Genomic DNA, 22,989 nt, shown 5'->3' with positions numbered 1-22,989 from the left:
CCGTCGCGCAGCCGGACTCTTACTTCGCGCCGAGGAGTTCGACGTCGAAGATCAGCGTGGCGTTCGGCGGGATCACGCCGCCGGCGCCGCGGGCGCCGTAGCCGAGCTCCGGCGGGATGATCAGGGTGCGCTTGCCCCCGGTCTTCATCGTGGCGACGCCGAGGTCCCAGCCCTTGATCACCTGGCCGGCGCCGAGCGGGAAGCTGAAGGGCTGGTTGCGGTCCCGCGAGGAATCGAACTTCTTGCCCTTCTTGCCGCCCTCATCGAGCCAGCCCGTGTACTGCACGGTGACCTGCTGGCCGGCCTTCGGCTCGGGCCCGGTGCCCACGACCTCGTCCTGATACTTCAGGCCCGAGGGCAGGGTGACGATCTCGGCATTCGCGGCTGCTGTCATGGCGATGAACGCGGCTCCGGCAATGAGGGACAGGCGAGGCATGGTATCTCCCTGGAGCCGGCGCCGTCCGCGCCGGCCGTCGGGGGGCCTTCTATCGGCTCAGGTCCGTCCAGGCCAGGGAGGCGGGCGATCAGGCCGCCCGGACGGTATCGAGGAAGCGCGCGACCTCGGCGGTCAGCGTCTCCGACTGGCGCGACAATTCCGTCGCCGCGCTGAGAACCTGGCCCGCGGCCTTGCCGGTTTCGTCGGCGGCATCGGCGACGCCCGCGATGTTGCCGGTCACCTCGCCGGTGCCTGCCGCCGCCTGGCCGACATTGCGCACGATTTCCTGCGTGGCCGCGCCCTGCTCCTCCACCGCCGCGGCGATCGAGGTCGCCACGCCGCTGATCTCCTGGATGCGCGCCGTGATCGAGCCGATCGCCGTCACCGCACCGCCGGTGGACGCCTGGATCCGGGCGATCTGGGCAGAGATCTCCTCCGTCGCCTTGCCGGTCTGCTCGGCCAGCGCCTTCACCTCGGACGCCACCACCGCGAAGCCGCGCCCGGCATCCCCGGCCCGGGCGGCCTCGATCGTGGCGTTTAGCGCCAGCAGGTTGGTCTGCCCGGCGATCGACGAGATCAGCCCGACCACGTCGCCGATCCGGCCGACGGCGCTGCTCAACTCCTGCACCAGCTGTGCGGTCTGCGCGGCCTCGGCGGACGCGCTGAGCGCGAGCTTGGCGGACCCATCGACCTGCCGGCCGATCTCCTGGACCGATGTGCCCAGCTCCTCGGCGGCGGCGGCGACCGTGTTGACGTTGGTCGCAGCTTCCTCGGCGGCGGCGGCCACCGTGGTCGATTGGCTCGCCGTCTGGGTCGCGGTGGCCGTCATGGTCTGGGCGGTGGCCTGGAGTTCGGTGGCCGAGGACGACACCATGCCGATGATGCCGCCGATCGCGGTCTCGAAGCGCTCGGCCATCTGCCGCATGCCGGCCTTGCGCTGCGCCTCGGCGGCAGCCCGCGCCTGGGCGGTCTCAGCCTCCAGGGCGCGGGTGCGGAGCAGGTTGTCCTTGAACACCTGGACCGTCCGTGCCATCGCGCCGATCTCGTTGCCCCAGTCGCGCAGGGGTACCGCGACCGCTGCGTCGCCATCCGCCAGGGCCTGCATTGTCCCGGTCATGGTCCGGATCGGCCGGAGCACGTAGCGGATCAGGGCGAAGAGGCCGAGCGCGACGAGCAGCGCGGAGACCAGCAGCGCGGCGACGTTGCGGACCAGACCGCTGCGCGCTTCCTGGGCGAGGGTCTCAGCGCGCGCGATCATCTCGTCCAGGGCGGCGTAGGCGAGGTCCACGATGGTGGCCTGTTCCGGCGTATCGAGCTTGCGGGCCTCCTGGAGCGTGATCTTCGGCGGCTCGTGCTGGGCCAGCGCGGTCGAGACGGCGAGGCGCCGGGCGAGCGGCGCTCCGTCGAAATTGTTGGCCCGGGCCTTCTCGAAGGCTGCGCGAACCGTGTCGGAGAGGTCGGTCGCGGCCTCCGTGGCGACCTTCCACGTGGCGTCGAGCCGACCGCGCTCCTCCGCCGCCGCCACGGTCTCGGCCGGGGACCAGGGCGTGCCGGCCGACAAGGACGTCTGGATCCGCAGGGCGATGGCACCGACCGCCATGCGGGTCGCCCAGGCGGAGCGCTTGAGGGCAAGGTCGCGTTCCAGGATCGTGTCGGAGCGCGGGATCGCGGCATCGACCGCATCGGTCGTGGCCGTCAGGGTGTCGAGCATGGCCAGAAGGGCCGCCTGTGCCTCCGGGGTGACCGACGTGTCGCGCTGGACCTTGGACACCTTCAGGGCCGCATCGACCCGGGGCCGGAGCCCTTCGACGCGCTCACGCGCCGCCTGCAGCGGACCGAGGGTCGCTTTGACGGTCGGCAGATCCAACCCACCGACGAGCGCCGTCGCCTCGGCGATACCGGTCACCGCACGCTGCCGGTCCGCGTAAAGCCCGGACAGGGTTTCGGCATCCATGGGTTGATCGGCGGCGAGGAACTGCAGAGTGGCGCCCCGCTCCAGCCGCGTCGCGTACAGGGTCTGGAGCAGCGCCCGGCTCGCCCGCACCAGGGAGATGCCAGCCTCCGATTGAACCGCCTGCTGGCGCGCCCCAATGAGCGCGTTCGTCGCATAGGTGAAGATGATCAGACCCAAGACGAAGAACACGAGGCCCATCGTCGAGCGGATCGAAATATTCTGCAGGCGAACCACCGCACAACTCCAACGGCCTAGGGATGGTGCGTTCATGTCCCATAAGATCGATTTTGTCGATCGATATGCCTTCGATCTTGTCTGATCCACCTCTAAGGTGCGCCGAAACTCAAATCCAATACGGCAGAAACTTCATAAATTACCGAGATAAACCAAATTAATTTGCGGGATATGCTGCGATCGAGCCGTCGTTTAACACCGTCTTCACGGTTACAATCCGACGCGTCATTGATCACCGCGGCGCGGAGCGTCCGATGATAGCCTTCGCCCCACCGGCGGAGCGGTGGGGCGAAGGCGTTCGGGCCTCATCCGTGCGGCACCGCAGGGGTTGGACGGTGGCCCGTGCGGCACACGCGTGGACCCGATCGGCTGACCAGGCGGCTCCGGGTCTCCGATCCGGCATGGGCGCTTGGCCGGACCGATCGTTCCTTCGGCGGCACGCAAGGCAGCATTGTCGCGATGCGTGGCGCCGCGACGATGCCCTCGCCCCCGATCCTCCACGTCCCGAAAGCCGGGGAAAGCGTTTCGGGACGCGATGTCAGAAGGTGATCAGCGAGGTTAGGCCGAACACCACGACATCAGGCTTGCGTTCCGGCGTTGCACGCCGGGTGATGTATTGGATATTGGGCCGTACGACGATGTTGTCGTTCACAGCGATGCTGTAGAAGGCCTCGACGAAGCGCTCCTGCGCCGGGAGCCGCCGGTTGGTCCGGCTGATCAGGTTGCGCAGCTCGACGGCCTCGACAGCCCTGGGATTCGGGGTCGTCTGGCCGACACCGAGGCCGATCCAGTCGTTGGGACGCTCCGGGCACCAGCCCTTGTAGACGAAGCCGCTCGTCACCTGGGCGGAGTAGATCGAGGTGTCCCGGTCGCTGGCGACGGCCCGGACGAAGGCCGAGACGTTGCGCGCGGTGTTGGCGGGATCCGGGCGGTAGACCTCCTGGACCCCGACGAAATACAGGCCGTTCCGGCCGTCGTGGTGCAGCGGCTGGCCCCGGTAGAGCGCGGAGGGCAGGCGCCGGTCGTTCAGGTAGACGTCGTTGCCGCCGCTGGTCTCATACCAGCCGCCGACCTTGTAGCTGCCGGCGTAGCCCAAGCCGCCGAGCTTCGGGAACCAGCCCGCCTCGGACAGAATCAACGCTCCGGTGCCCTTGCTGAAGTCGAAGCTGAAGCCGTCGACGAGGTTGTCCGGGTTGACCTGGTAGGCGCCGACCTGGACGTAGGCCGTGTCCGCCGTCCCGACGCGCAGGCGGGTCGCCCATTGGCCGACCGGGAAGTTGTAGATGTAATTGCCGGCAATCTTGCCGGTCGGGGCGCCGCACAGGGCGTTGAGCTGGAACTCGCAGGCGAACCCGGCGAAATCGTCGCTGGACGGCATCCGGCCGATCTTCAGGTCGACCCACGGTCCGAACTTCTGATCGTACCAGAACTGGGTCAGGCGCCAGATGCGGCTGCGGCCGTAGATCTCCTCGACGCTGGTCTGGGTGCCGAGATGCGCGTCGGCGGTCAGGTCGCGCCCATGCCGCTGGGTGAGCGTGACCACGCCCGATCCACCGGCAAGGCCGAACATCTTCTCGAAATCGAACACGCCCTTGGCGACGAACTGGGCGGCCCCGCGCGCCAGGGTGCGATCCCCGCCGGCCGCGTTGGTGGCGGCCTCGTGGACGTAGCCCAGGTTGAGCAGGATGCCGTTCTCCCAGAGCCGGTCCCGGATGCCGCCGAGATTGCCGAGGAGGCCGAATTTCGGACCCACGTTCCGCGGATCCACCGAGCCGGCGGCGGGGCGGGTGTCCGGGGCAGGCGTCGACGGCCGATCGAGGGGCAACCGTTGCGGCGCATTCGGATCCGGTAGAATCGTAGATTCGTCCGTGTCTTTCGGCGCCGAAGGCTGTGCCTGCGCGAGTCCGGCAAATGGACTTACGCCGATGACCAACAGCGCTGCCGCCCATTTCGATAGTAGTCTACGTGACATGATCCATAATGCCCCCAAGCCGACAGTGTTCTGTTCGGCACTTGGGCTTTAGAGGCTAAAAAAACGGCAGATTGCAAATTTCTACTGACACTAATCTTCATAAACGTAACGACTTAATTTCGATCGCGAGATTTGGACTCGCCCTATCGGCCTAGAGATCCGCAAGACGATCGGTTTTTAATACGGTTCTTCAAATCAGGACGAGATATTCCGCTCACGATTGCAGAGGTGGGCGGCCCATATCTGCCAGCAATGCAGGCAGAGACAGAGTTCGTGCCGACCATGGACCGCTTGGTCGCGATGGTGAGATGGCTATACGAGAACCGAACCGTGCCGAACCGAGCGAGGACTCGCGGCAACACCCGCGGCGAAATCAACGACGTCCGGTTGCATTGTGCCGGCCTGACGTCGGTTCAGCGCCCCAGCATCCCAGCCAGATGCGCAACCAGGCGGCGGGCGACCTCGTCCTTGCCGAGGCGCGGCCAGGTTTCCTGGGCACCGTCGCGGTGGATCAGGTGGACGGTGTTGTCAGTGCCGCCCATGACGCCGCCCGCGGCCGAGACGTCGTTGGCCACGATCAGGTCGCAGCCCTTGCGGGCGATCTTGGCCCGGGCGTGGTCGAGCACGGTGTCGGTCTCGGCGGCGAAACCGACCACCAAGGGCGGGCGCCCGGCCTCCATCCGCGACACGGTGGCGAGGATGTCGGGGTTCTCCACGAGGGTCAGCGGGGCCGGGCCGCTGCCGTCCTTCTTGAGCTTCTTCGAGCCGGCCTCGGTCTCAGGCCGCCAATCGGCCACGGCCGCCGCGAAGACCGCGATGTCGGCCGGCAGGGCCGCCGCGACGGCGGCGAGCATCTCCCGGGCGGTCTCGACCCGCACCACCGTGACGCCCGCGGGATCCGGGATCGCGACCGGCCCGGCGACCAGCGTCACGGTCGCGCCGGCTTGCGCGGCGGCCGCCGCGATGGCGTGGCCCTGGCGGCCGGACGAGCGGTTGGCGAGGTAGCGCACCGGGTCGATCGGCTCATGGGTCGGCCCGGAGGTCACGAGCACGCGCCGGCCGGCGAGGGGACGCGCACCCGCGCTCGGGCGGCCCGACAGGAAACCGAGGCCCGGAGCCTCCACGCCGGCCTTGTTCAGCATCCGCTCCAGGGCGTCGGCGATCTCGGTGGGCTCGGCCATGCGGCCGGGACCGGTCTCCGCCTCGGCCATCTTGCCGGCATTGGGCCCGACGAGGCGTACGCCGTCGGCCTCCAGGGTGGCGCGGTTGCGCCGGGTCGCCGGATGCGCCCACATCTGCACGTTCATGGCCGGGGCGATCAGGATCGGCAGCGTCGTCGCCAGCAGGATCGTGGTGGCGAGGTCGGCGGCGTGGCCGCCAGCCATGCGGGCCATCAGGTTGGCGGTGGCCGGCGCCACCACCACGGCATCCGCCTGCCGGGCCAGCTTGATATGGCCGATATCGGCCTCTTCGGCCCGGTCGAACAGGTCGGTATGGGCCCGTTCGCCGGCGAGCGCCGCCGCGGCCAGCGGGGTAACGAATTCCTGCGCGCCCGCGGTCAGGACCGGGCAGACGCTGGCGCCGCGCTCGCGCAGGCGCCGGATCAGGTCGAGGGCCTTGTAGGCCGCGATGCCGCCGCCGATGATGAGCAGCACGCGGCGGTTGGCGAGGGTTTCGGTCATAGCGAAAAGCCTCTGCCTGAGGCGGCGCGCCCGTCAAGCGGGCGGAGGCGTTCAGGCCGCCGCCGGAACCGCCACCGTCTTCAGGCCGCCGAAGCGCCGGTCCCGGCGGGCGAACTCGGCGATTGCCGCGGCGAGGTCGTCCGGGCCGAAATCGGGCCACATCCGGTCGGTGAAATGGAGCTCGGCATAGGCCGCCTCCCAGAGCAGGAAATCCGAGAGCCGCTGCTCGCCGCCGGTGCGGATCACGAGGTCGACGTCCACCGGCGAGCCGTGCATCTGTCCGGCCACCAGCGCGCCGAAGCTTTCGCGGGTGGCGTCGCTGCCCTGGAGCGCCTGCGCCGCCGCGATGATCGCGTCCCGGGCGGAATAGTCGACGCAGATCCGCAGATGCAGGCGGGTGCCGGCCGCGGTGGCCGCCTCGGCGGCGGCGATCGCCTCGGGGATGCCCCGGGGCAGGCGGTCTCGGCGGCCGACGACGCTCAGCCGGGTACCGGTGCGGGCGAGCCGCTGGGTCTCATTGCGCAGGTAGGAGCGCAGCAGTCGCATCAACCCGCCGACCTCGTCGTCCGGCCGCTGCCAATTGTCGGCTGAGAAGGCGTAGAGCGTGAGCGTGCCGATGCCGAGATCCGGGCAGGCCTCGGCGGTGCGCCGGATCGCCTCGACGCCGCGATGGTGACCGGCCAGCCGCGGCAGGCCGCGCTGCGTCGCCCAGCGTCCATTGCCGTCCATGATGATCGCGGCGTGCAGCCCCCCCGGCCCCGCTTCGCTTTGCATCGTAAAGTCTCCCGGCATGGGCGTATCGCTGACGTTTATTCGGGTTGCGTTGACAATCTCTGCGCGATCCGGCGGTCTCAGGCCGGTTTCGTGGCCGGATCGAGGCCGCGCACCCCGCCCTCCGGACTTCGCTCCGCCGCTACGGCCGCGTCGCGCACCACCTGCTCGAGCACCCCGAGATAGCCAATGAAACGCCTGCGCCCGGTTGGCGTCATGCGGCAGATCGTCTGTGTGCGGTTGAGGGCGAAGTCCTTCTCCAGGCTCACGAGGTCGGCCTCGCTGAGCACCGCGAGGTGCCGGCTCAGATTGCCGTCGGTCAGACCGCAGAGGCGCTTGAGGTCGGGGAACGGCAGGCCCTTGGGATGGGCCACCAGGGAGGTGAGCACGCTGAGTCGCGCCCGCTCGTGGATGATCCGGTCGAGCCCCTCGTAGGAGAAGCGGCCGTCGTCGCGGTCAGAGGTCATCATCGAAGGCCCGGGCGCCGCGATGGACGATACTGGCCAGCCAGATCTGGCCGACCACGAAGGGCAGCCCCATGGCCCAGGGCGACAGGGTGCGGGTCTCGGCCGAGAAGGCCAGTACGGCGAGGCCGGTGAGCAGGTACCACGCGCCGACCCCCTGGACCGCGCGGGGCAGGATCCGCGCCGAGGCGAACAGGCCGAGGCCGACCAGCACCTGCCAGAGGCCGGGCAGCATCCAGATTTCGGCCGGCGCGAACCGGGCGATGACCAGGGCGAGGCAGGCCCCGGTGCCGGCAGCGGGCAGGAAGACCTCGATGGCGTTCCAGACCATGGCGTCGGCAAGGCCGGAATGGAGCCGGCGGCTGCGCCGGACCGCCTCGACGCCGATCAGCGCGAAGGCCACCAGGGCGGCGGTGATCCAGAGGCCGAAGAACAGGACCGGCCGGGCGGCCGGATCGCCGAGCCACAGCGCCTGGCCGACCGCGCAGGCGAGCGCAAGGCCGCCGGTGCCGGCGACGGTCGCCGCTCCGAGGCCGCGGAACGCCGTCTCGCGTGCGATCTGCGAGCGGATCGCGACGATGTCGGCCAACGCCTTATCCAGATCCTGCATGAGTTTCAGCCCCTGTGCTGCATCATGCTTTGCACTGCAAAGTACCGGCGCGCCCCGGCCATCGCAAGCCAATTCGCCCGATCATCATGGCGAATTTTCTCAACATCGGCCCGTCTCGTCGAGACCAATGCACGGTGAATTCTACCTAAGAGTTGTAATCACGCGATTTCCCGGCGGAGAGCATCGAGATCGAGCCGGGCCGTGACCATCCGCAGGGCGCCGTCCGGATCGCGCGGCCACTCCGCCTCCGGGCGGTCCCGGTACAGCTCGACGCCGTTCCCGTCGGGATCGCGCAGGTACAGGGCCTCGCTGACGCCGTGATCGCTGGCACCGTCCAGGGGAATGCCGGCTGTCTCGACCCGGCGGAGCGCATCCGCCAGGGCGGCCCGGCTCGGGTAGAGCAGGGCAAGGTGGTACAGCCCGGTGGTCCCCGGCGCCGGCGGCGATCCACCGAGGCTCTCCCAGGTGTTGAGCCCGATATGGTGGTGATAGCCACCGGCCGCGATGAAGGCGGCGCGTTCGCCGTAGCGCTGGGTCAGGCCGAGGCCGAGCACGCCGCAATAGAAGCCGAGCGCCCGGTCCAGGTCGGCGACCTTAAGGTGGACGTGCCCGATACGGGTTTCGGGATGGATCGGTGCGGTCATAGGCGGGGCCCACCCGTGAAAGCTAGAAAACTCCGCGCCGCGGAGGGTTTCTCGCGGCGCATGCGGAGCCCATATTGATCCCATGCCCGCTCCGAAGAAAACGCGCGCCGCGTCCGTCTCGGCCTCGTCCGCCAAGGCGTCGAAACCCGAGCTGAAGCCGCTCGATACCTATCTGGCCGCGTTGCTGAACCCGGCGCTGAACCGCAACCGGCCGCCGCCGATCGCGCCGGAGCCGGAAAAGCCACGGCCGGGCAAGCCCAAGGGGCGACCGACCAAGGAGCCGACCGGCAAAGCCGCCACCCGCAAGGTCGAGATCGCCCGCGACGGGTTCGCGGAAGCGCCGCAGTCCGGCTACGCGCTCGGCGACGCGGCCGAGGTCGATCCGCGGCTCGCCCAGGCCCTCGGGCTGACCCCGCCCGAGGACGGACCCATACCCGAGGGTGCCGCACTTCCGGATCCGGGCGGCGACGGCGGCGCCTCCGCGACCGTGACGGCGCTGGAGCGGCTGCTGATCGAGGGCAACCCGCTGTTCAAGGACGGCCAGACCTGGGTGCCGCACCGCCCCGACCGGCCGCAGAAATCCGAGGGCGGCCTCCGCTTCACGCTGAAATCCGAGTTCGAGCCGGCGGGCGACCAGCCCACCGCCATCGCCGAGCTGGTGAAGGGCGTGCAGGCCCATGAGCGCGACCAGGTGCTGCTGGGCGTCACCGGCTCGGGCAAGACCTTCACGATGGCCAAGATCATCGAGCATACCCAGCGGCCGGCGCTGATCCTGGCGCCGAACAAGACGCTGGCGGCGCAGCTCTACGGCGAGTTCAAAGCCTTTTTTCCAGATAACGCCGTCGAGTATTTTGTCTCCTATTACGATTACTATCAGCCGGAAGCGTATGTCCCGCGCTCCGACACGTTTATCGAAAAAGAATCGTCGATCAACGAGCAGATCGACCGGATGCGCCACTCCGCCACCCGGGCCCTGCTGGAGCGGGACGACGTGATCATCGTGGCCTCGGTGTCGTGCATCTACGGCATCGGCTCGGTCGAGACCTACACGGCGATGTCCTTCACCGTGACGCTCGGCGAGAAGATCGAGCAGCGCCAGCTCGTGGCCGACCTCGTGGCCCTCCAGTACAAGCGGATCCAGGCGGATTTCGCCCGCGGCACCTTCCGGGTGCGGGGCGATTCGATCGAGCTGTGGCCGGCCCACCTGGAGGATCGCGGCTGGCGGATCGGCATGTTCGGCGACGAGATCGAGTCGATCGTCGAGTTCGACCCGCTCACCGGCAAGAAGATCGCCGAGCTGAAATTCGTGAAGGTCTACGCCAATTCCCACTACGTGACGCCGCGGCCGACGCTGCAGCAGGCGATCAAGGGCATCAAGAACGAGCTGAACGGCCGGATCGAGGAGCTGACCAAGATGGGCCGGCTGATCGAGGCCCAGCGCATCGACCAGCGCTGCACCTTCGACATCGAGATGATCGAGGCCACCGGTGCCTGCAACGGCATCGAGAACTATTCCCGCTACCTCACCGGCCGCCGGCCCGGCGAGCCGCCGCCGACCCTGTTCGAGTACCTGCCCGACAACGCCCTGGTCTTCACCGACGAGAGCCACGTCACCGTGCCCCAGATCGGCGGCATGTACCGGGGCGACTTCCGCCGCAAGGCGACGCTGGCCGAATACGGCTTCCGCCTGCCGTCCTGCCTCGACAACCGCCCGCTGCGCTTCGAGGAATGGGACGCGATGCGGCCCCAGACGGTCCACGTCTCGGCCACGCCCGGCAAGTGGGAGATGGAGCGCACCGGCGGCGTCTTCGCCGAGCAGGTGATCCGCCCCACCGGCCTGGTCGACCCGGTGATCGAGATCCGCCCGGCGCGCGCCCAGGTCGACGACCTGCTGGGCGAGGTCAAGGCGGTCGCCCTGGCCGGCTACCGGACGCTCGTGACCACGCTGACCAAGCGCATGGCCGAGGACCTCACCGAGTACCTGCACGAGAACGGCGTGCGGGTGCGCTACATGCACTCCGACATCGACACCCTGGAGCGCATCGAGATCATCCGCGACCTGCGGCTCGGCGCCTTCGATGTCCTGATCGGCATCAACCTGCTGCGCGAGGGTCTCGACATCCCGGAATGCGCCCTCGTGGCGATCCTCGACGCCGACAAGGAGGGCTTCCTGCGTTCCGAGACCTCCCTGGTCCAGACGATCGGCCGGGCGGCCCGGAACGCCGACGCGCGCTGCATCCTGTACGCCGATTCCATCACCGGCTCGATGGAGCGGGCGATGGCCGAGACCGAGCGGCGGCGCACCAAGCAGCTCGCCTACAACGAGGAGCACGGGATAACGCCCCAGAGCGTGAAGCGCGGGATCAGCGACATCCTCAACAGCGTCTACGAGCGCGACCACGTCCAGGTCGATACCGGTTTGGCCAAGGACGCGATCACGGTAGGCCACAACCTCAAGGCGGTGCTGGCCGATCTGGAGAAGCGGATGCGCACAGCTGCGGCGGATCTCGACTTCGAGGAGGCGGCGCGCCTGCGCGACGAGCTCAAGCGGCTCCAGGCGACGGAGCTGCTGGTTTCGGACGATCCCATGGCCCGGCAGGGGGATGTCGAGCGCGAGGCCGGCAAGTACGGCCGCAAGGCGCCCCGGGGTACCGGCGCCACCCGGATCTCTAAGCCCGATCTGGACAATATGGGCCCGGGTACCGACCGCGAGATGCCGGCTAACGCCGTGGCGTGGCAGGAGCGGCCCAAGCCCCGCTCGACCCAGGGCCTCGGCGGCCAGAAGCCGAAATACAAGGGCGGGGGCGGCCGCAAGCGCGGCTGACTCGCCTCGGTCAGGCGGCCCGGTCGTCCCGGCCGGCGTAGCGGCTCGCCACCGCCTCGCCCTCCTCCACGAGCGCCTCGGCGATCCGGAGGGCGAGGGCGTTGCAGGCCTCGTCATAGGCATGCGGATCCGCCTGGACGGCCGCCCGCGTCACCGCGCCGACCCGGTCGCGGACGATCTCGCGGGCGATGCGCAGGGCATCGGCGAAGGGCTCATAGGGGCGCGGCATGGTCGTCGCTCCGGCGGCGTCGAGCCATGATGGCCCGGGTGGCGGCTGCAACGGCCACGCGGGCGAAAGCGTTCCCGCGGGTGCTGGGCGTCACTGCCGCACCGGCCCGGCTCGGCCCTCATGCGCATCGCGACGCCCCCTCGCGCAGAACCCGCCCGGTCTTGTCCGGATTGCGCACGACGTAGATGGCGACGACCTTGCCCTCCTGAACGTGCAGGGCCGTCGTCTGGACGAGGCCCCCCGCCTCCACGGTGACGAAACCCGGCACTCCGTCGATGACGGCGTAGCGCACAAGCTGCGACGGGTTCAGGCCGAACTCCCCGACCATGGCCGCGTGGCGAGCGAGCACCGCATCCTGCCCGACCAGCGGCTCCGGCGATGCGGGAACCTTGCCGCCGCCATCGGCCGTGGCGACGACGTCGTCGGCGAGCAGGGTGCGCAGCGCCCCCAGGTCGCCGCTGCGTGAGGCGGCGAAGAACGCGGCGGCGATCCTCAAGCCGTCCTCCCGGGGGACCGTGAAGCGCGGCCTGGCCTCCCGGAGATTGACGCGGGCGCGGCTGGCGAGCTTGCGGCACGCCGCGTCCTCCCGCCCGATCGCCGCGGCCACCTCCGGAAACGGCATGCCGAACACATCGTGCAGCAGGAACGCCGCCCGCTCCAGCGGCGACAGGCGCTCCAGAGCGATCATCAGCGGCAAGGTGATGTCGTCGAGATCCTCCGGCTCGTCGGAATCGAAGATCGGCTCGGGCAGCCACGGCCCGAGATAGGTCTCCCGCCGGCGACGAGCCGATTTCAGCTGGTTGAGGCAGAGGCGCGTGACCACGATCCGCAGGAACGCGGCTGGCTCCCGCACCGCCGCCCGATCGGCGGCTAACCAGCGGGCATAAGCGTCCTGCACCACGTCTTCCGCATCGGCCAGCGAACCCAGCATGCGGTAGGCCAGCCGGATCAGGCCCGGACGCGATTCCCGGAAGCCCGTTTCGGGGACGGCGGCCCCGTTGCACGAGGGGGTCACAGGCTCAGCGCCTCCCGGCCGCGCACGAATTGGCCCGTGACCTGCGCCACGCGCCGCCCGAGATGGCGTGCGGTCGCGCGATCGGCCTCCGGCGGTGCGCGGTCTGGACCCTCGTCCGTGTTCGACTGCGCCGCGGCACCGAGCCAGCAGCCGAGCCGGTTCAGATCCCGCTCCGATCCGAGAGTCGAACAATTTGCCGGCGGAAGGTCGAGGCTGACCCAGTGCATGCCGTGCTGCGCCGCGAACAGCGCCATCTGGATGAGCGTCGCCAGCTTGTCGCCGGCCATCGCGCCGGAATTGGTGAACCCGGCGGCGATCTTGTTCGTCCACAGATAGCCCTTGGCCATCACCGCGTTCGAACTCGATTCCTGAAACGCTTTGAACGCCGCGGACGGCCCGGCCACATAGGTCGGCGCGCCGAAGATGATGGCCGGTGCGGCCTCAAGAACCGCCCAGGACCGTTCCACCTCTTCGACGGGCAGCAGCACGGCGTCGGCACCGTCGACCAGCCGCACGCCCTCCGCCACGGCCTCGGCCTGCCGAGCGGTGTGGCCGTAGCCGGAGTGGAACACGATCGCGATACGGATGGGACCGAATCCCATCGCCCGGTCCATTGCACGCTCACGCACGGTCATGTCGGCCATCGTTCCCCCTATCAGTCGCGGTGCCGATGACATGACAAGGATGGGGGCCCCGGTGTGACACCGCGCTCGGTGTCCGCAACCCTGCATCCCGGGAAGCGTTTTTCGCGATGCTGGACAGGGCCGGCTTGCCGTCCCAGATCAGCCCGAGCGAGATCAGCCCGAGATCGAACCACGCGAGCGACGATGAACCTCGAGACGAGCACGCCCCCGGTCCTCGACGACGAAACCCTGGCCTTCGCCGGCCGGGTCTTCCAGTACGCCCGGATGGGCCATGCCGACGAGTTGGCCGAGTTGTTCGGCCAGGGCCTTCCGGCGAACCTGCGCAACGACAAGGGCGACAGCCTGCTGATGCTCGCGGCCTATAACGGCCAGGCGGAGGCGACCCGGGTGATCCTGGAGGCCGGCGGCGACCCGGAACTCGCCAACGACCGCGGCCAGACCCCGCTGGCCGGCGCCGCTTTCAAGAACGACCTCGCCGTCGCCCGGCTGCTGCTCCAGCACGGCGCCGCCGTGGACGGCACCGGCGACGGCACCCGCACGGCCCTGATGACCGCGGCGATGTTCGACCGCACCGAGATGGTGACGCTATTGCTCGAGCACGGCGCCGACCCGGATCACCGCGACGCCGCCGGCCAGAGCGCCGCCGACATGGCCCGGGCCATGGGCGCCCAGGCGACCCCGGACCAGCTCGACGCGGCGGCGCGGAAGGCGGGGTGAGGGGTCAGCGATTGTCGGCCGACGCTGCCGGGACGACCGCGAGGGTCAGGCCGAGGGCCGAGACCACGCGCTGAACCGTGTCGAGGCTCGGATTCCCGCTCCGCGAGAGCGCCTTGTACAGGCTCTCGCGGCCGAGGCCGCTGGCATCGGCAACGGCCGCCATGCTTCGGCCCCGCGCCACGTCACCCAAGGCCCGCCGGAAAACGGCGGGATCGTTCTCCTCCAGGGCGGCGGACAGGTAGGCGGCGGCGTCCTCCGGCGTACGCAGATACATCGCCACGTCGAAGGGCCGGGTGGATGTCTCGGAACCGGCCATAGGCGTCCTCCTCAAACCGTCAGCGCGAGTTTGTGAGCTCGGGCAATGTCCCGAACCTGTGAGTTCTTGTCACCACCACAAAGTAAGATCACGATAGCGCCATTGGTGCGTTCGACAAAATAAACACGGTATCCAGGCCCAGTATCGATCTTCATTTCACTGACCCCGCCGCCGACGGATGCCACGTGCCCCGGATTGCCTTCTTGAAGTCGCACGATCCGGCGAAGGATATGGGCGCGCCCTGCAACGTCGCGCAGACCAACGATCCACCGATCGAACACCTTCGTTGTGGAAACGTCGGGCACGGCTCTTGTATCCCATAAGATACAAAACGTCGCAAGCACACTCGATCGCCTTGCCAAACCGTCCCCATCACCGGATCGGGTGATCTCAAAAGTTTGGGAGCCGAAACGCCATGCCGCAAACGACCTGGATCGACAGAGGACTTCGCCTTGCTTGTGCGGCGCTGGTCGCGGCCCCCATCCCAGCCATCGCCGTCGAGACCCCGTGGCCGGCCTTCGGTCACGACCACAGCAACCGCAACTTCTCCGACCTGACCCAGATCGACCGGGCCAGCGTCGGCCGTCTGCGGCCCGCCTTTCTGTTCCAGACCGGGGTGACCGGCTATTTCCAGGCGCAGCCGGTGATGGTCGACGGCACGCTCTACATTTCGACGACCCAGAACAACGTCGCGGCGCTCGATGCCCGCACGGGTCGGCCGCTCTGGACCTACGCGCATAAGCCGCGCACGGAAAAGATTTTCGGCCCGCCCTCCAACCGCGGGGTCGCGGTCTCGGACGGCCTCGTGTTCGAGGCGACCATGGACGGGCGCCTGATCGCGCTCGATGCTAAGACCGGGCGGGTGGTCTGGGACAAGGAGGCGGTGCGCCCGGAGGAGGGCGAGAGCGAGACCGCCTCGGATCTCGCGGGCAAGCTCGGCGGCAAGCCAGTGCAGGGCTCGAGCCGGCTCGGCTTCAAGATGCCGCCCCTGGTGGCCGAGGGGCTGGTGATCGTCGGGGTCACCGGGGCGGGCTACGGCCTGCATATCGAGGACGAGGCCGGCGGGCTCGATGGCGGCGCCGTGGTCGGAATCGAGGGCGGCTACGGACGCCGGGGCTGGCTCGCCGCCTACGATGCCAAGACCGGGGAGGAGCGCTGGCGCTGGTACGTCACCCCGTCCGAGGGCTGGGAGGGCGGCTTCGTCGCGCAGACCGTGGACGGCGTGCCGCTCCAGCGGGACATCGCCGCCGAGAAGGCGGCGGCGCCGGCCAATCGCGAGGCCTGGCGGGTCGGCGGCGGCTCCCTCTGGATGACCCCGGCCTACGACCCGGATCTCGGCCTGATCTTCTTGGGCACCGGCAACCCGGCGCCGCAGAATTTCGGCCTCTCGCGCCCGGGGGACAACCTCTACACGATGTGCCTCGTGGCCCTCGACGTGCACACCGGGCAGTTGCGCTGGTATTCCCAGCAGGTGCCGCATGACGAATGGGGCTACGACGTCGCCGCGCCGCCGTTCCTGCTCGATGGGCCGAACGGCGCCAAGGCCGTGGCCTCGGCGAGCAAGACCGGCTGGATCTACGTCCACGACCGCGCGACGGGGACGCTGCTCGAACGCTCGGCCCCGCTGATCGAGCAGAAGAACCTGTTCGCGCCGCCGACCCCGCAGGGCACCGTGGTGGCGCCCGGGCCGCTCGGCGCCGTATCGTGGCCGCCCACCGCCTATGACGGACGCCTGGCCTACGTGCAGGTCCGCCACGGGGCGACGACCTACACGGTCAAGACCGTCCCGGCCGCCGGGGACAGGCCCGAGATCCGCTACACCGAGACCGGCGAGGCCAAGGGCGAGCCGTCCTTCAGCACCCTCACGGCGGTCGACCTCGCGGACGGCGGCAAGATCGCCTGGACGATACGCGCCGGCAGCCGGCTCTCGGGAGGGACGCTCGCCACCGCCGGCGGCCTGGTCTTCTCCGGCGAGGAGGACGGCCATCTCGACGCCCACGATTCCAGCGACGGCACATTGCTCTGGCGCTTCCAGTGCGGCGCCGGCATCAGCGGGCCGGCCATGACCTACGCGCTCGACGGCAAGCAGTACCTCGCGGTCGCCGCGGGCGGCGCGTCCTTCACCAAGGCCTCCGGGTTCGGCACCGGCGACGCACTGCTGGTCTTCGCGCTGCCCGATTGACGCCCGTCGAGCTTGGCTGGAGGAGTTCCAGCCTTTGGCGGCGGGGATTCGACCGGACGATGACGCACGAGCAGGGCAGGGACGGCGTGGCTGCGGACGCGCAGCCGAGCCATCGCGGGGCGCCGGTGATCCGCACCATCGCGATGCCCGCCGACACCAACCCGGCGGGCGACATCTTCGGCGGCTAGCTGATGGCCCAGATGGATCTCGCCGCCGGCAACGTCGCGGCCCGGCGCTCGCGCGGGCGCTGCGCCACCATCGCGGTCGATGCGATCACCTTCCACCACCCGGTCTTCGTGGGCGACGAGGTCAGCCTCTACGCCTGGCTGATCAAGGTCGGGCGCTCGTCCCTGCGCATCCAGGTCGAGGTCTGGCGGCGGGAGCGGGCGAGCGAGACCACCATGAAGGTCACCGAGGCGACCTTCACCTTCGTGGCGATCGGCGAGGACCGCCGGCCGCGGCCGGTGCCGCCGGAGGCGGGCGGGGCCTGATCCGCCTCACCCCCGCGCGATCGAATACCGCGTCCGCAGGCGCAGCCCGAACACCGCCATCATGAACATGCAGCAGGTGGCGTTGTTGCCGTTGTAGAGCACCGTCTCGAACGAGGCCGAGACGAGGCCGAGGAACCACAGGCGCAGGAACAGCAACGTCTCCGCGTCGAGCCGCCGGCCGCCGGTTCCGCGTTGCAGGTCGCGCACCGGCGCCAGCACGAAGGCCCAGAGGGTGAGCACCAGGAACGGGAAGCCGCCGATCAGCGCCGTGTCGAGATAGGCGTTGTGCGAGTGGTTGGCGGTGTTGACCCAGGTCAGCTCCTCGGAGCCGCCATACATGGTCCGCTCGGTCATCCAGAAGGCGCCGATACCCCAGCCCCGCCAGGGGCGGACCATGATGTTGTCGAGGGCGAACTGCCAGATCTCGCTGCGGCCCGTGAACGTCGCGTCGGTGAGCAGCGCGCCGATCGCGTCCTGGATCGCCGGGACCAGGACCGAGCCGATCGAGATCAGCGAGAACCCGACGATCGGCCCGAGCAGCAGAAGGCCGCGCATGCCCCCGCCGGTGAAGATCCGGCACAGGCTTGTGATCGCAAGGATCACCGGCAGGAGCAGGATCGCGGTCTTGGAGCCGCTCGCCACCAGCAGGCCGATGGCGAGAAGCACGATCGTCCAGCCCAGGACCCGGCTCGCCGCGGAGGCGACGTAGAGCCCGACGATCACCAGGATCACCATGGCGGCCCCGGCCTCGTTCTTCTGCGGGAAGATGCCCCGCCACAGGCCCGGATGGCTCGGATCGGAGTTCACGTCGAAGGCCGAGTGGATCGCCAGGTCCGGCACCAGCGCCACCGCCAGGTACGAAGAAACCAGGATGACCAGGGCGGAGCCGGCGAGCGTCAGCGCCAGCTGGCGCGGCGACCGGGCGACCAGCAGCACGCCGGCGGACAGCATCGCCGCGATGGCGAACAGCGCCAGCCGCCGCAGCGACAGGCTGGGCTCCACCGACATCAGGGCGGTCACCCCGAGCCAGGCGCCGCAGAGCATCAGCGGCCGGGTCATCAGCGGGCGCAGATGGCGGAAACCGATCCGGTGGAGCGCCGCCGCCATGCCGAGCCCCGCCGCCACGAACAGCACCTGGGTCAGCAGGCTGCCGTCCTCGGAGGCCGCCAGGGACGACCGGTCGGACAGGTCCTTGAGCCAGACGTGGTTCCACAGCAGGACGAACACCGCCCCGTTGAGGAGCACGCGCAGGACGTCCGGCACGTCGCGCCCGGCCGCGCCGTGCTCAGTCCTCTCGGCCGGGATCCCGATCGCCGCGTCCGCCGAAGCCATGCCGTTCCACCGCAGGGGCCGCGTGTTGCGGCGCTGCCCATTGTAGCGGGTGTGGTCGCCGGGGCGATGGGTCGGCCGGTGGTTGCACCCGTGGATCTGACGATAACCTTAGCGGGTTGGTCAGGTCGGGAAATGCCATGCGTCCCGCAGGTTTGGGTGCTGCGCGAATGCCGACTGGTTCACCTCGTCATTGCGAGCGCAGCGAAGCAACCCAGGGCAGCGCGCGTTCTCAAACCACAGCGTATCCCTAGGTTGCTTCGCTGCGCTCGCAATGACGGCGGGGTCCACGCGCAGCGTGCAACCATCGCGGCGGCTTTGCGTCTACAGACGCTCCGGAGCGGGCCGGCTCGCGTTGCGGTACGATGGCCCCGCGCAGTCAACAGGTGCACCATGACCCAATCGGCATCCCGGGCCGTCATCGTCCAGCCCGGCGGCGGCTTCGACACGGTGACATTCGGCGAGCGGCCCGTCCCGGAGCCGGGCCCCGGCGCGATCACCGTCCGCCTGCGAGCGAGCTCGCTCAACTATCACGACTACGCCGTGGTCAGTGGCCTGTGGGGGCCGAGCGAGCCGCGGGTGCCGATGTCCGATGGCGCCGGCGAGGTCGAGGCGGTCGGCCCCGGGGTGGACGGGTTCGCGATCGGCGACCGGGTGGTTAGCACGTTCTTCCCGACCTGGCTCGAAGGCACGCCGCAGGTCGAGGGCTTCGCCACGGTGCCGGGCGACGGAATCGACGGTTACGCCCGCGAGCGGGTGACGGCGCCGGAGACCGCCTTCACCCACGCGCCCCGGGGCTGGGACCATGCCGAGGCGGCGACGCTGACCACGGCGGCGCTGACCGCGTGGCGGGCGCTTCACGCCGATGCCGGGCTCAAGGGCGGCGACGTGGTGCTGGTCCAGGGCACAGGTGGCGTCTCGCTGTTCGCGCTGCAATTCGCAAAGGCGGCCGGCGCGACGGTGATCGCCACCTCATCGAGCGACGCGAAGCTCGAGCGCCTGCGCGGCCTCGGCGCCGACCACCTGATCAACTACCGCGCCGATCCCGCCTGGGGCGCCACCGCCAAGCGGCTGACTGGCGGGCGCGGCGTCGACCACGTCCTCGATGTCGCCGGCCCGGGGACGCTGGAACAGTCGATGGAAGCCGTGCGCGTCGCCGGGCACATCTCGGTGATCGGGATCCTGACAGGGGTGGCCGGGCCGCTGCCGCTGGTCCCGGCGCTGATCCGCCAGATCCGGCTTCAGGGCGTGCTGGTCGGCAGCCGTCGCCACCAGATCGAGATGATCCGCGGCATCGAGGCCTGCGGGCTGCGGCCGATCGTGGACAGCGTCTACCCGCTGGCCGAGCTCGTGGCAGCGTTCCGGCACCAGGAGAGCAACCGCCATTTCGGCAAGATCTGCATCCAGATCTGAACGGCGGGAAGCGGGTCGAGGGCTCGCCGCCCAAGGGGATACCGGTTCGGCGCGAACGCGCTTGTCCCACCGGGGCCTTGGAGGCGAGCCCGATTGCACCGCGATCGGGACCGCCTCTAGACTGGCGTGCTTCACCGTCGCCACACCGCCGAGCCGATGCTCTCAAACTTTGACGCCCCGGTGCTGTCCCCCGGCTTCGCGGCGGTCCCGCCGGGCCACATCGCCGCGATCGTCACCAGCCTTGAGATGGTCAAGCCGCCGGCCCTGCGCGATGCAAAGCCATTCCCGGACGACACTGTGTTGCACCGCCTCGTCCGGCCGGATGGCGAGACCTATCGCAGGCTGTACCGGGCGGTCGGCGCCGATTGGCTGTGGTTCTCGCGTTTGACGCTGGGGGACGAAGCGCTGCGGGCAATCCTCGACGACCCGCGGGTAGAGATCCTGGCCTTGCGCCGGGACGGGGCCGATCTCGGCCTGCTGGAACTGGACTTTCGCCAGCCGGACACCTGCGAGCTGGCCTTCCTCGGCCTCGTCCCGAAGGCACTCGGGCAGGGGCTCGGCCGCACCCTGATCAATGCGGCGATCGAACGAGCCTGGTCGCGGCCGATCCGGCGGCTCTGGGTGCATACCTGCACGTTCGACCATCCCGGGGCCCTCGGCTTCTACCGACGCTCCGGCTTCACGCCCTGCGCGGTCGAAGTCGAGATCGCACCCGACCCGCGGCTCACCGGCATCCTGCCCCGGACCTGCGCCCCGCACGTGCCGCTGCTGGCGTGACCGCCGGGCGGCAAAACCCTTATCGCCGCATCGTGTACTGCGACCGCCCCGCCGCCTGGCGCATCAGGAAGGACGCCATCTCGGCGAGTTCCGGGGCCTTGGAGCGGAAGGTCACCGACAGCGCCAGCAGCGTGTCCTTGTGGTCGAGCCCGGGATAGACCCGCTCCTGCACCGGCACGTGCGCGGCGCGCAGCTTGGCGGCGAGGCTCACCGTGTGCCGCGGCTTCACCACCGTGTCGGCCTCGCCGGTGGCCAGGAAGGTCGGCGGCGAGAGCGGTCCCGCGAAGGTCATCGGCTGGGTCAGCGGCAGGTCCGGGGCCTGCCCGAACACCTTGATGGTGGTGTCCTGATCGAGCGGCAGGAAGTCGTAGGGGCCGGACAGGCCGGCCACCGCCTTGATCACCTTGGGGTCGACCCCGGCGGCATTGAGGTAGCGCGGATCGAGCCCGAGCATCACGGCGTTGTAGGCCCCGGCCGAGTGGCCGGCGAGGACGATGCGGCGCGGGTCGCCGCCATAGGCCGCGATGTTGTCGCGCACCCAGGCGAGCGCGGCGGCCCCGTCCTCGAGGAAGCCCGGGAAGGCCGTCTCCGGGTAGAGCCGGTAATCCGGCATCACCGTCACGAAGCCCTGGGCGGCGAGCGCGTGGCCGACGAAGGCGTAGTCGTCCTTCGAGCCGCTCTGCCAGGAGCCGCCGTAGAAGAACACCAGCACGGGCGCCCGCTCGGCCGCGACCGTGGGGACGTAGACGTCGAGGCGCCGCCGCTTGCCCTCGCCGAAGGCCTGGTCGCGCGCCGCCAGGCGGCCACCGGCATCGCGCGGACCGATCGCGTCGAACAGGGTCAGCGGCGAGGCGGCGGTGAAGCCGTAGGCCGCGAGCCCGAGGCCGAGAAGGCTGGCAAGCGCGATGAGGAGCCGTGTCATATCCCGTCCGGTTGCCCTGATTGGCCCATTCAGCGCGCCGCTCGGGGCGGATTGATGACGGGAGCGGGGCCGGACGGTCAAAATCAGGTTCGAAGCACGATGCACGCGCCCCCGACCTTGCGGATACGGCCGCACAGATCGTCGGCGGCCTGCCGGCTCTGGGCGGGGAGGCGGATCCGGTAAAAGGCCCGGGTGCCGCGGTTGCGCAGGCGGGTGCCAATGATCATCGGCCGCGCCTCGCCGATCACCCCGGCATAGGCGCTGCGGGCGCGGTTGAAACTCTGCAGGGCCAGCGCCTTGGAGAAATTCCCCGCGAGCTGGATGCCCCAGGGCGCCGCCGGCCCCTCGTTCGGACCCAGCGCGAAGCGGTCGCCACGGGACGGAATGCGCAGGCTGGCGGTGACCTGCAGGCAGGTCGCCGGCGCCTCGGGCTTGGCCTCAAGCTTCGCCTCGGGCTTGGACTCTGCTTTGGCCTCCGCTTTGGCTTCGGGCTTCTCCTTCGCCGCGGGGGCCCCGCCCTCCGGATAGGTGATCGCGGCGCCGCCCCGCCAATCCTCGGCCGGGGTCCCGGTGATGGCGGCGACGTAGGCACGGGTCTCGGCGGGCAGGCCGCCATCACCGGCGAGCCATTTGCTCACCCGGCCGGCACCGCCGTTATAGGCGGCGGCCGCGAGCCCGAGATTGCCGAACTGGGCCTTGAGGTCGGCGAGCAGATGGGCGGCGTGCGGGATCGCCTGCTCGGGATCGAACGGATCGAGCAGCCCGCGTTCCCGCGCCGTGCCGGGCATGAACTGCGCAATGCCCTGCGCGCCGGCCGAGCTCACGACGCCGACGCGAAAGCTGCTTTCGCGCCAGATGAGCCGGGTCAGGAACGGGATCGGCAGCCCGCGCGCCTTGGCGGAGTCGTCGATGAGACGGCAGAGCGCCTGCTCGACGGTCTCGGTCGCGCCCTCCGACGGGGCCGCCATGGCCGGGCCGGCGAAGAGGAGCGGGAGCAGGGCGAGGCGGCGAAGGCAGGGGGCGATCACACAACCGCTTGTAGCGGGGCGCACGGGGGGATCAATCCGTACGGTTGGGGGGTGATGCCGCGGCGCGAGCCCTCCGGAGATCCCGCCCGCGCCGTCATCCCGAGGCCTTGGCTACGCCGCGGCGTATCCAGATGCGTGGAGGACCAGGAAATATTAGGTCGGCTGGCTTTTGCCGGATCCGAAGCAAGTCCACTGATGCCGATGATTTTCAGGCGATGCATCTCCGCTTAAGTTGCAAAACCGCAGGCAACGTGCACCGGATCGACGCTGGGGATCAGACGTTTCATTTGTCCGGCTCCAAACTTGGCCCCCGACTTGCTTAGGTCACACCGTCC

Annotated in this window: 21 protein-coding genes and 1 pseudogene; 6 read left to right on the top strand and 16 right to left on the bottom strand. The window is 69.7% G+C overall.

The genetic code is table 11. The annotated features are described in order from the left end of the window. Positions 1-19: 19 nt before the first annotated feature. The 8 genes from MKK65_RS25215 to MKK65_RS25180 form a co-directional block, all read right to left on the bottom strand. Positions 20-436 carry an FKBP-type peptidyl-prolyl cis-trans isomerase gene (locus tag MKK65_RS25215; protein WP_007569323.1) on the bottom strand — a complete coding sequence of 139 codons (417 nt, stop codon included), beginning with the start codon at positions 434-436 and terminating at the stop codon, positions 20-22. A gap of 88 nt (positions 437-524) precedes the next feature. After that, positions 525-2,588 (bottom strand): methyl-accepting chemotaxis protein, encoded by a 2,064-nt coding sequence (locus MKK65_RS25210; RefSeq protein ID WP_243961006.1) that lies wholly within the window; start codon positions 2,586-2,588, stop codon positions 525-527. A gap of 574 nt (positions 2,589-3,162) precedes the next feature. Beyond that, positions 3,163-4,377, bottom strand: coding sequence for a carbohydrate porin (locus MKK65_RS25205; protein WP_243960752.1), 1,215 nt, complete (start codon positions 4,375-4,377; stop codon positions 3,163-3,165). A 632-nt stretch (positions 4,378-5,009) separates the two neighbouring features. Then, complete coding sequence (coaBC, locus tag MKK65_RS25200; RefSeq protein WP_243960751.1) at positions 5,010-6,278, bottom strand: bifunctional phosphopantothenoylcysteine decarboxylase/phosphopantothenate--cysteine ligase CoaBC; 1,269 nt, start codon at positions 6,276-6,278, stop codon at positions 5,010-5,012. Between the two features lie 51 nt (positions 6,279-6,329). Next, positions 6,330-7,052 carry a di-trans,poly-cis-decaprenylcistransferase gene (locus tag MKK65_RS25195; protein WP_243960749.1) on the bottom strand — a complete coding sequence of 241 codons (723 nt, stop codon included), beginning with the start codon at positions 7,050-7,052 and terminating at the stop codon, positions 6,330-6,332. A 77-nt stretch (positions 7,053-7,129) separates the two neighbouring features. Further along, positions 7,130-7,519, bottom strand: a complete 390-nt coding sequence (locus tag MKK65_RS25190) for a transcriptional regulator (RefSeq protein ID WP_243960747.1) — start codon at positions 7,517-7,519, stop codon at positions 7,130-7,132. Continuing rightward, a complete protein-coding gene (locus tag MKK65_RS25185) occupies positions 7,506-8,123 on the bottom strand; it encodes a hypothetical protein (RefSeq protein ID WP_243960745.1) in 618 nt (205 codons plus the stop codon). The genes MKK65_RS25190 and MKK65_RS25185 overlap by 14 nt, the downstream gene beginning before the upstream one ends. Before the next feature lie 158 nt (positions 8,124-8,281). Beyond that, positions 8,282-8,767: a VOC family protein gene (locus MKK65_RS25180; protein WP_243960743.1), complete on the bottom strand. Its 486-nt coding sequence runs from the start codon at positions 8,765-8,767 to the stop codon at positions 8,282-8,284. 82 nt (positions 8,768-8,849) lie between these two features. Here MKK65_RS25180 and uvrB point away from each other — a divergent pair, with 82 nt between their 5' ends. Continuing rightward, positions 8,850-11,591 (top strand): excinuclease ABC subunit UvrB, encoded by a 2,742-nt coding sequence (uvrB, locus tag MKK65_RS25175; RefSeq protein ID WP_243960740.1) that lies wholly within the window; start codon positions 8,850-8,852, stop codon positions 11,589-11,591. A gap of 10 nt (positions 11,592-11,601) precedes the next feature. On the opposite strand, the gene MKK65_RS25170 is transcribed toward uvrB, so the two are convergent. The 3 genes from MKK65_RS25170 to MKK65_RS25160 all read right to left on the bottom strand — a co-directional run bounded on the left by MKK65_RS25170 (position 11,602) and on the right by MKK65_RS25160 (position 13,470). Next, positions 11,602-11,820, bottom strand: coding sequence for a hypothetical protein (locus tag MKK65_RS25170; protein WP_243960738.1), 219 nt, complete (start codon positions 11,818-11,820; stop codon positions 11,602-11,604). 118 nt (positions 11,821-11,938) lie between these two features. After that, positions 11,939-12,835 (bottom strand): sigma-70 family RNA polymerase sigma factor, encoded by an 897-nt coding sequence (locus tag MKK65_RS25165; protein ID WP_243960736.1) that lies wholly within the window; start codon positions 12,833-12,835, stop codon positions 11,939-11,941. Continuing rightward, a complete protein-coding gene (locus MKK65_RS25160) occupies positions 12,832-13,470 on the bottom strand; it encodes a flavodoxin family protein (RefSeq protein WP_243961004.1) in 639 nt (212 codons plus the stop codon). Before MKK65_RS25160 ends, MKK65_RS25165 begins: the two co-directional genes overlap by 4 nt. A 192-nt stretch (positions 13,471-13,662) precedes the next feature. Between MKK65_RS25160 and MKK65_RS25155 the strand changes: the two genes are divergently transcribed. Continuing rightward, entirely contained in the window at positions 13,663-14,196 is a 534-nt protein-coding gene (locus MKK65_RS25155; RefSeq protein ID WP_243960734.1) for an ankyrin repeat domain-containing protein, read from the top strand. A 4-nt stretch (positions 14,197-14,200) separates the two neighbouring features. On the opposite strand, the gene MKK65_RS25150 is transcribed toward MKK65_RS25155, so the two are convergent. Together MKK65_RS25150 and MKK65_RS25145 are read right to left on the bottom strand one after the other, a co-directional pair. Further along, the gene (locus MKK65_RS25150) at positions 14,201-14,512 is read right to left on the bottom strand and encodes an addiction module antidote protein (protein WP_243960732.1); all 312 of its coding nucleotides are present in this window, start codon (positions 14,510-14,512) and stop codon (positions 14,201-14,203) included. Between the two features lie 11 nt (positions 14,513-14,523). Continuing rightward, complete coding sequence (locus MKK65_RS25145) at positions 14,524-14,817, bottom strand: type II toxin-antitoxin system RelE/ParE family toxin (RefSeq protein WP_243960730.1); 294 nt, start codon at positions 14,815-14,817, stop codon at positions 14,524-14,526. A 110-nt stretch (positions 14,818-14,927) separates the two neighbouring features. Between MKK65_RS25145 and MKK65_RS25140 the strand changes: the two genes are divergently transcribed. Together MKK65_RS25140 and MKK65_RS25135 are read left to right on the top strand one after the other, a co-directional pair. Continuing rightward, positions 14,928-16,694 carry a pyrroloquinoline quinone-dependent dehydrogenase gene (locus MKK65_RS25140; protein WP_243960728.1) on the top strand — a complete coding sequence of 589 codons (1,767 nt, stop codon included), beginning with the start codon at positions 14,928-14,930 and terminating at the stop codon, positions 16,692-16,694. Between the two features lie 59 nt (positions 16,695-16,753). Next, positions 16,754-17,185, top strand: a pseudogene (locus MKK65_RS25135) (acyl-CoA thioesterase). A 6-nt stretch (positions 17,186-17,191) separates the two neighbouring features. Here MKK65_RS25135 and MKK65_RS25130 read toward each other — a convergent pair. Then, positions 17,192-18,517 carry an O-antigen ligase family protein gene (locus MKK65_RS25130; protein ID WP_243960727.1) on the bottom strand — a complete coding sequence of 442 codons (1,326 nt, stop codon included), beginning with the start codon at positions 18,515-18,517 and terminating at the stop codon, positions 17,192-17,194. Positions 18,518-18,907: 390 nt separating this feature from the next. Between MKK65_RS25130 and MKK65_RS25125 the strand changes: the two genes are divergently transcribed. Both MKK65_RS25125 and MKK65_RS25120 read left to right on the top strand, forming a co-directional pair. Beyond that, positions 18,908-19,927 carry a zinc-dependent alcohol dehydrogenase family protein gene (locus tag MKK65_RS25125; protein WP_243960725.1) on the top strand — a complete coding sequence of 340 codons (1,020 nt, stop codon included), beginning with the start codon at positions 18,908-18,910 and terminating at the stop codon, positions 19,925-19,927. A 156-nt stretch (positions 19,928-20,083) separates the two neighbouring features. Next, the gene (locus MKK65_RS25120; RefSeq protein WP_243960723.1) at positions 20,084-20,704 is read left to right on the top strand and encodes a GNAT family N-acetyltransferase; all 621 of its coding nucleotides are present in this window, start codon (positions 20,084-20,086) and stop codon (positions 20,702-20,704) included. 19 nt (positions 20,705-20,723) lie between these two features. On the opposite strand, the gene MKK65_RS25115 is transcribed toward MKK65_RS25120, so the two are convergent. Continuing rightward, positions 20,724-21,626 (bottom strand): alpha/beta hydrolase, encoded by a 903-nt coding sequence (locus MKK65_RS25115; protein ID WP_243960721.1) that lies wholly within the window; start codon positions 21,624-21,626, stop codon positions 20,724-20,726. Positions 21,627-21,709: 83 nt separating this feature from the next. Next, on the bottom strand, positions 21,710-22,594 hold the full coding sequence (locus tag MKK65_RS25110) for a lytic transglycosylase domain-containing protein (protein ID WP_243961003.1): 885 nt from the start codon (positions 22,592-22,594) through the stop codon (positions 21,710-21,712). Positions 22,595-22,989 lie beyond the last annotated feature (395 nt).

The sequence above is a fragment of the Methylobacterium sp. J-001 genome (genome assembly GCF_022829565.1).
Classification (GTDB): domain Bacteria; phylum Pseudomonadota; class Alphaproteobacteria; order Rhizobiales; family Beijerinckiaceae; genus Methylobacterium.
Note: the sequence above shows the minus strand (reverse complement) of the source record. Positions and strands in the feature narration are given on the sequence as shown.

Excerpts from the sequence above, each read along its gene's own strand:
- MKK65_RS25215 (WP_007569323.1), bottom strand. The coding sequence starts at position 436 with ATGCCTCGCCTGTCCCTCATTGCCGGAGCCGCGTTCATCGCCATGACA.
- MKK65_RS25210 (WP_243961006.1), bottom strand. The coding sequence starts at position 2,588 with ATGGGCCTCGTGTTCTTCGTCTTGGGTCTGATCATCTTCACCTATGCG.
- coaBC (WP_243960751.1), bottom strand. The coding sequence starts at position 6,278 with ATGACCGAAACCCTCGCCAACCGCCGCGTGCTGCTCATCATCGGCGGC.
- MKK65_RS25195 (WP_243960749.1), bottom strand. The coding sequence starts at position 7,052 with ATGCAAAGCGAAGCGGGGCCGGGGGGGCTGCACGCCGCGATCATCATG.
- MKK65_RS25190 (WP_243960747.1), bottom strand. The coding sequence starts at position 7,519 with ATGATGACCTCTGACCGCGACGACGGCCGCTTCTCCTACGAGGGGCTC.
- MKK65_RS25185 (WP_243960745.1), bottom strand. The coding sequence starts at position 8,123 with ATGCAGGATCTGGATAAGGCGTTGGCCGACATCGTCGCGATCCGCTCG.
- MKK65_RS25180 (WP_243960743.1), bottom strand. The coding sequence starts at position 8,767 with ATGACCGCACCGATCCATCCCGAAACCCGTATCGGGCACGTCCACCTT.
- uvrB (WP_243960740.1), top strand. The coding sequence starts at position 8,850 with ATGCCCGCTCCGAAGAAAACGCGCGCCGCGTCCGTCTCGGCCTCGTCC.
- MKK65_RS25170 (WP_243960738.1), bottom strand. The coding sequence starts at position 11,820 with ATGCCGCGCCCCTATGAGCCCTTCGCCGATGCCCTGCGCATCGCCCGC.
- MKK65_RS25160 (WP_243961004.1), bottom strand. The coding sequence starts at position 13,470 with ATGACCGTGCGTGAGCGTGCAATGGACCGGGCGATGGGATTCGGTCCC.
- MKK65_RS25155 (WP_243960734.1), top strand. The coding sequence starts at position 13,663 with ATGAACCTCGAGACGAGCACGCCCCCGGTCCTCGACGACGAAACCCTG.
- MKK65_RS25150 (WP_243960732.1), bottom strand. The coding sequence starts at position 14,512 with ATGGCCGGTTCCGAGACATCCACCCGGCCCTTCGACGTGGCGATGTAT.
- MKK65_RS25140 (WP_243960728.1), top strand. The coding sequence starts at position 14,928 with ATGCCGCAAACGACCTGGATCGACAGAGGACTTCGCCTTGCTTGTGCG.
- MKK65_RS25130 (WP_243960727.1), bottom strand. The coding sequence starts at position 18,517 with ATGGCTTCGGCGGACGCGGCGATCGGGATCCCGGCCGAGAGGACTGAG.
- MKK65_RS25125 (WP_243960725.1), top strand. The coding sequence starts at position 18,908 with ATGACCCAATCGGCATCCCGGGCCGTCATCGTCCAGCCCGGCGGCGGC.
- MKK65_RS25120 (WP_243960723.1), top strand. The coding sequence starts at position 20,084 with ATGCTCTCAAACTTTGACGCCCCGGTGCTGTCCCCCGGCTTCGCGGCG.
- MKK65_RS25115 (WP_243960721.1), bottom strand. The coding sequence starts at position 21,626 with ATGACACGGCTCCTCATCGCGCTTGCCAGCCTTCTCGGCCTCGGGCTC.
- MKK65_RS25110 (WP_243961003.1), bottom strand. The coding sequence starts at position 22,594 with ATGGCGGCCCCGTCGGAGGGCGCGACCGAGACCGTCGAGCAGGCGCTC.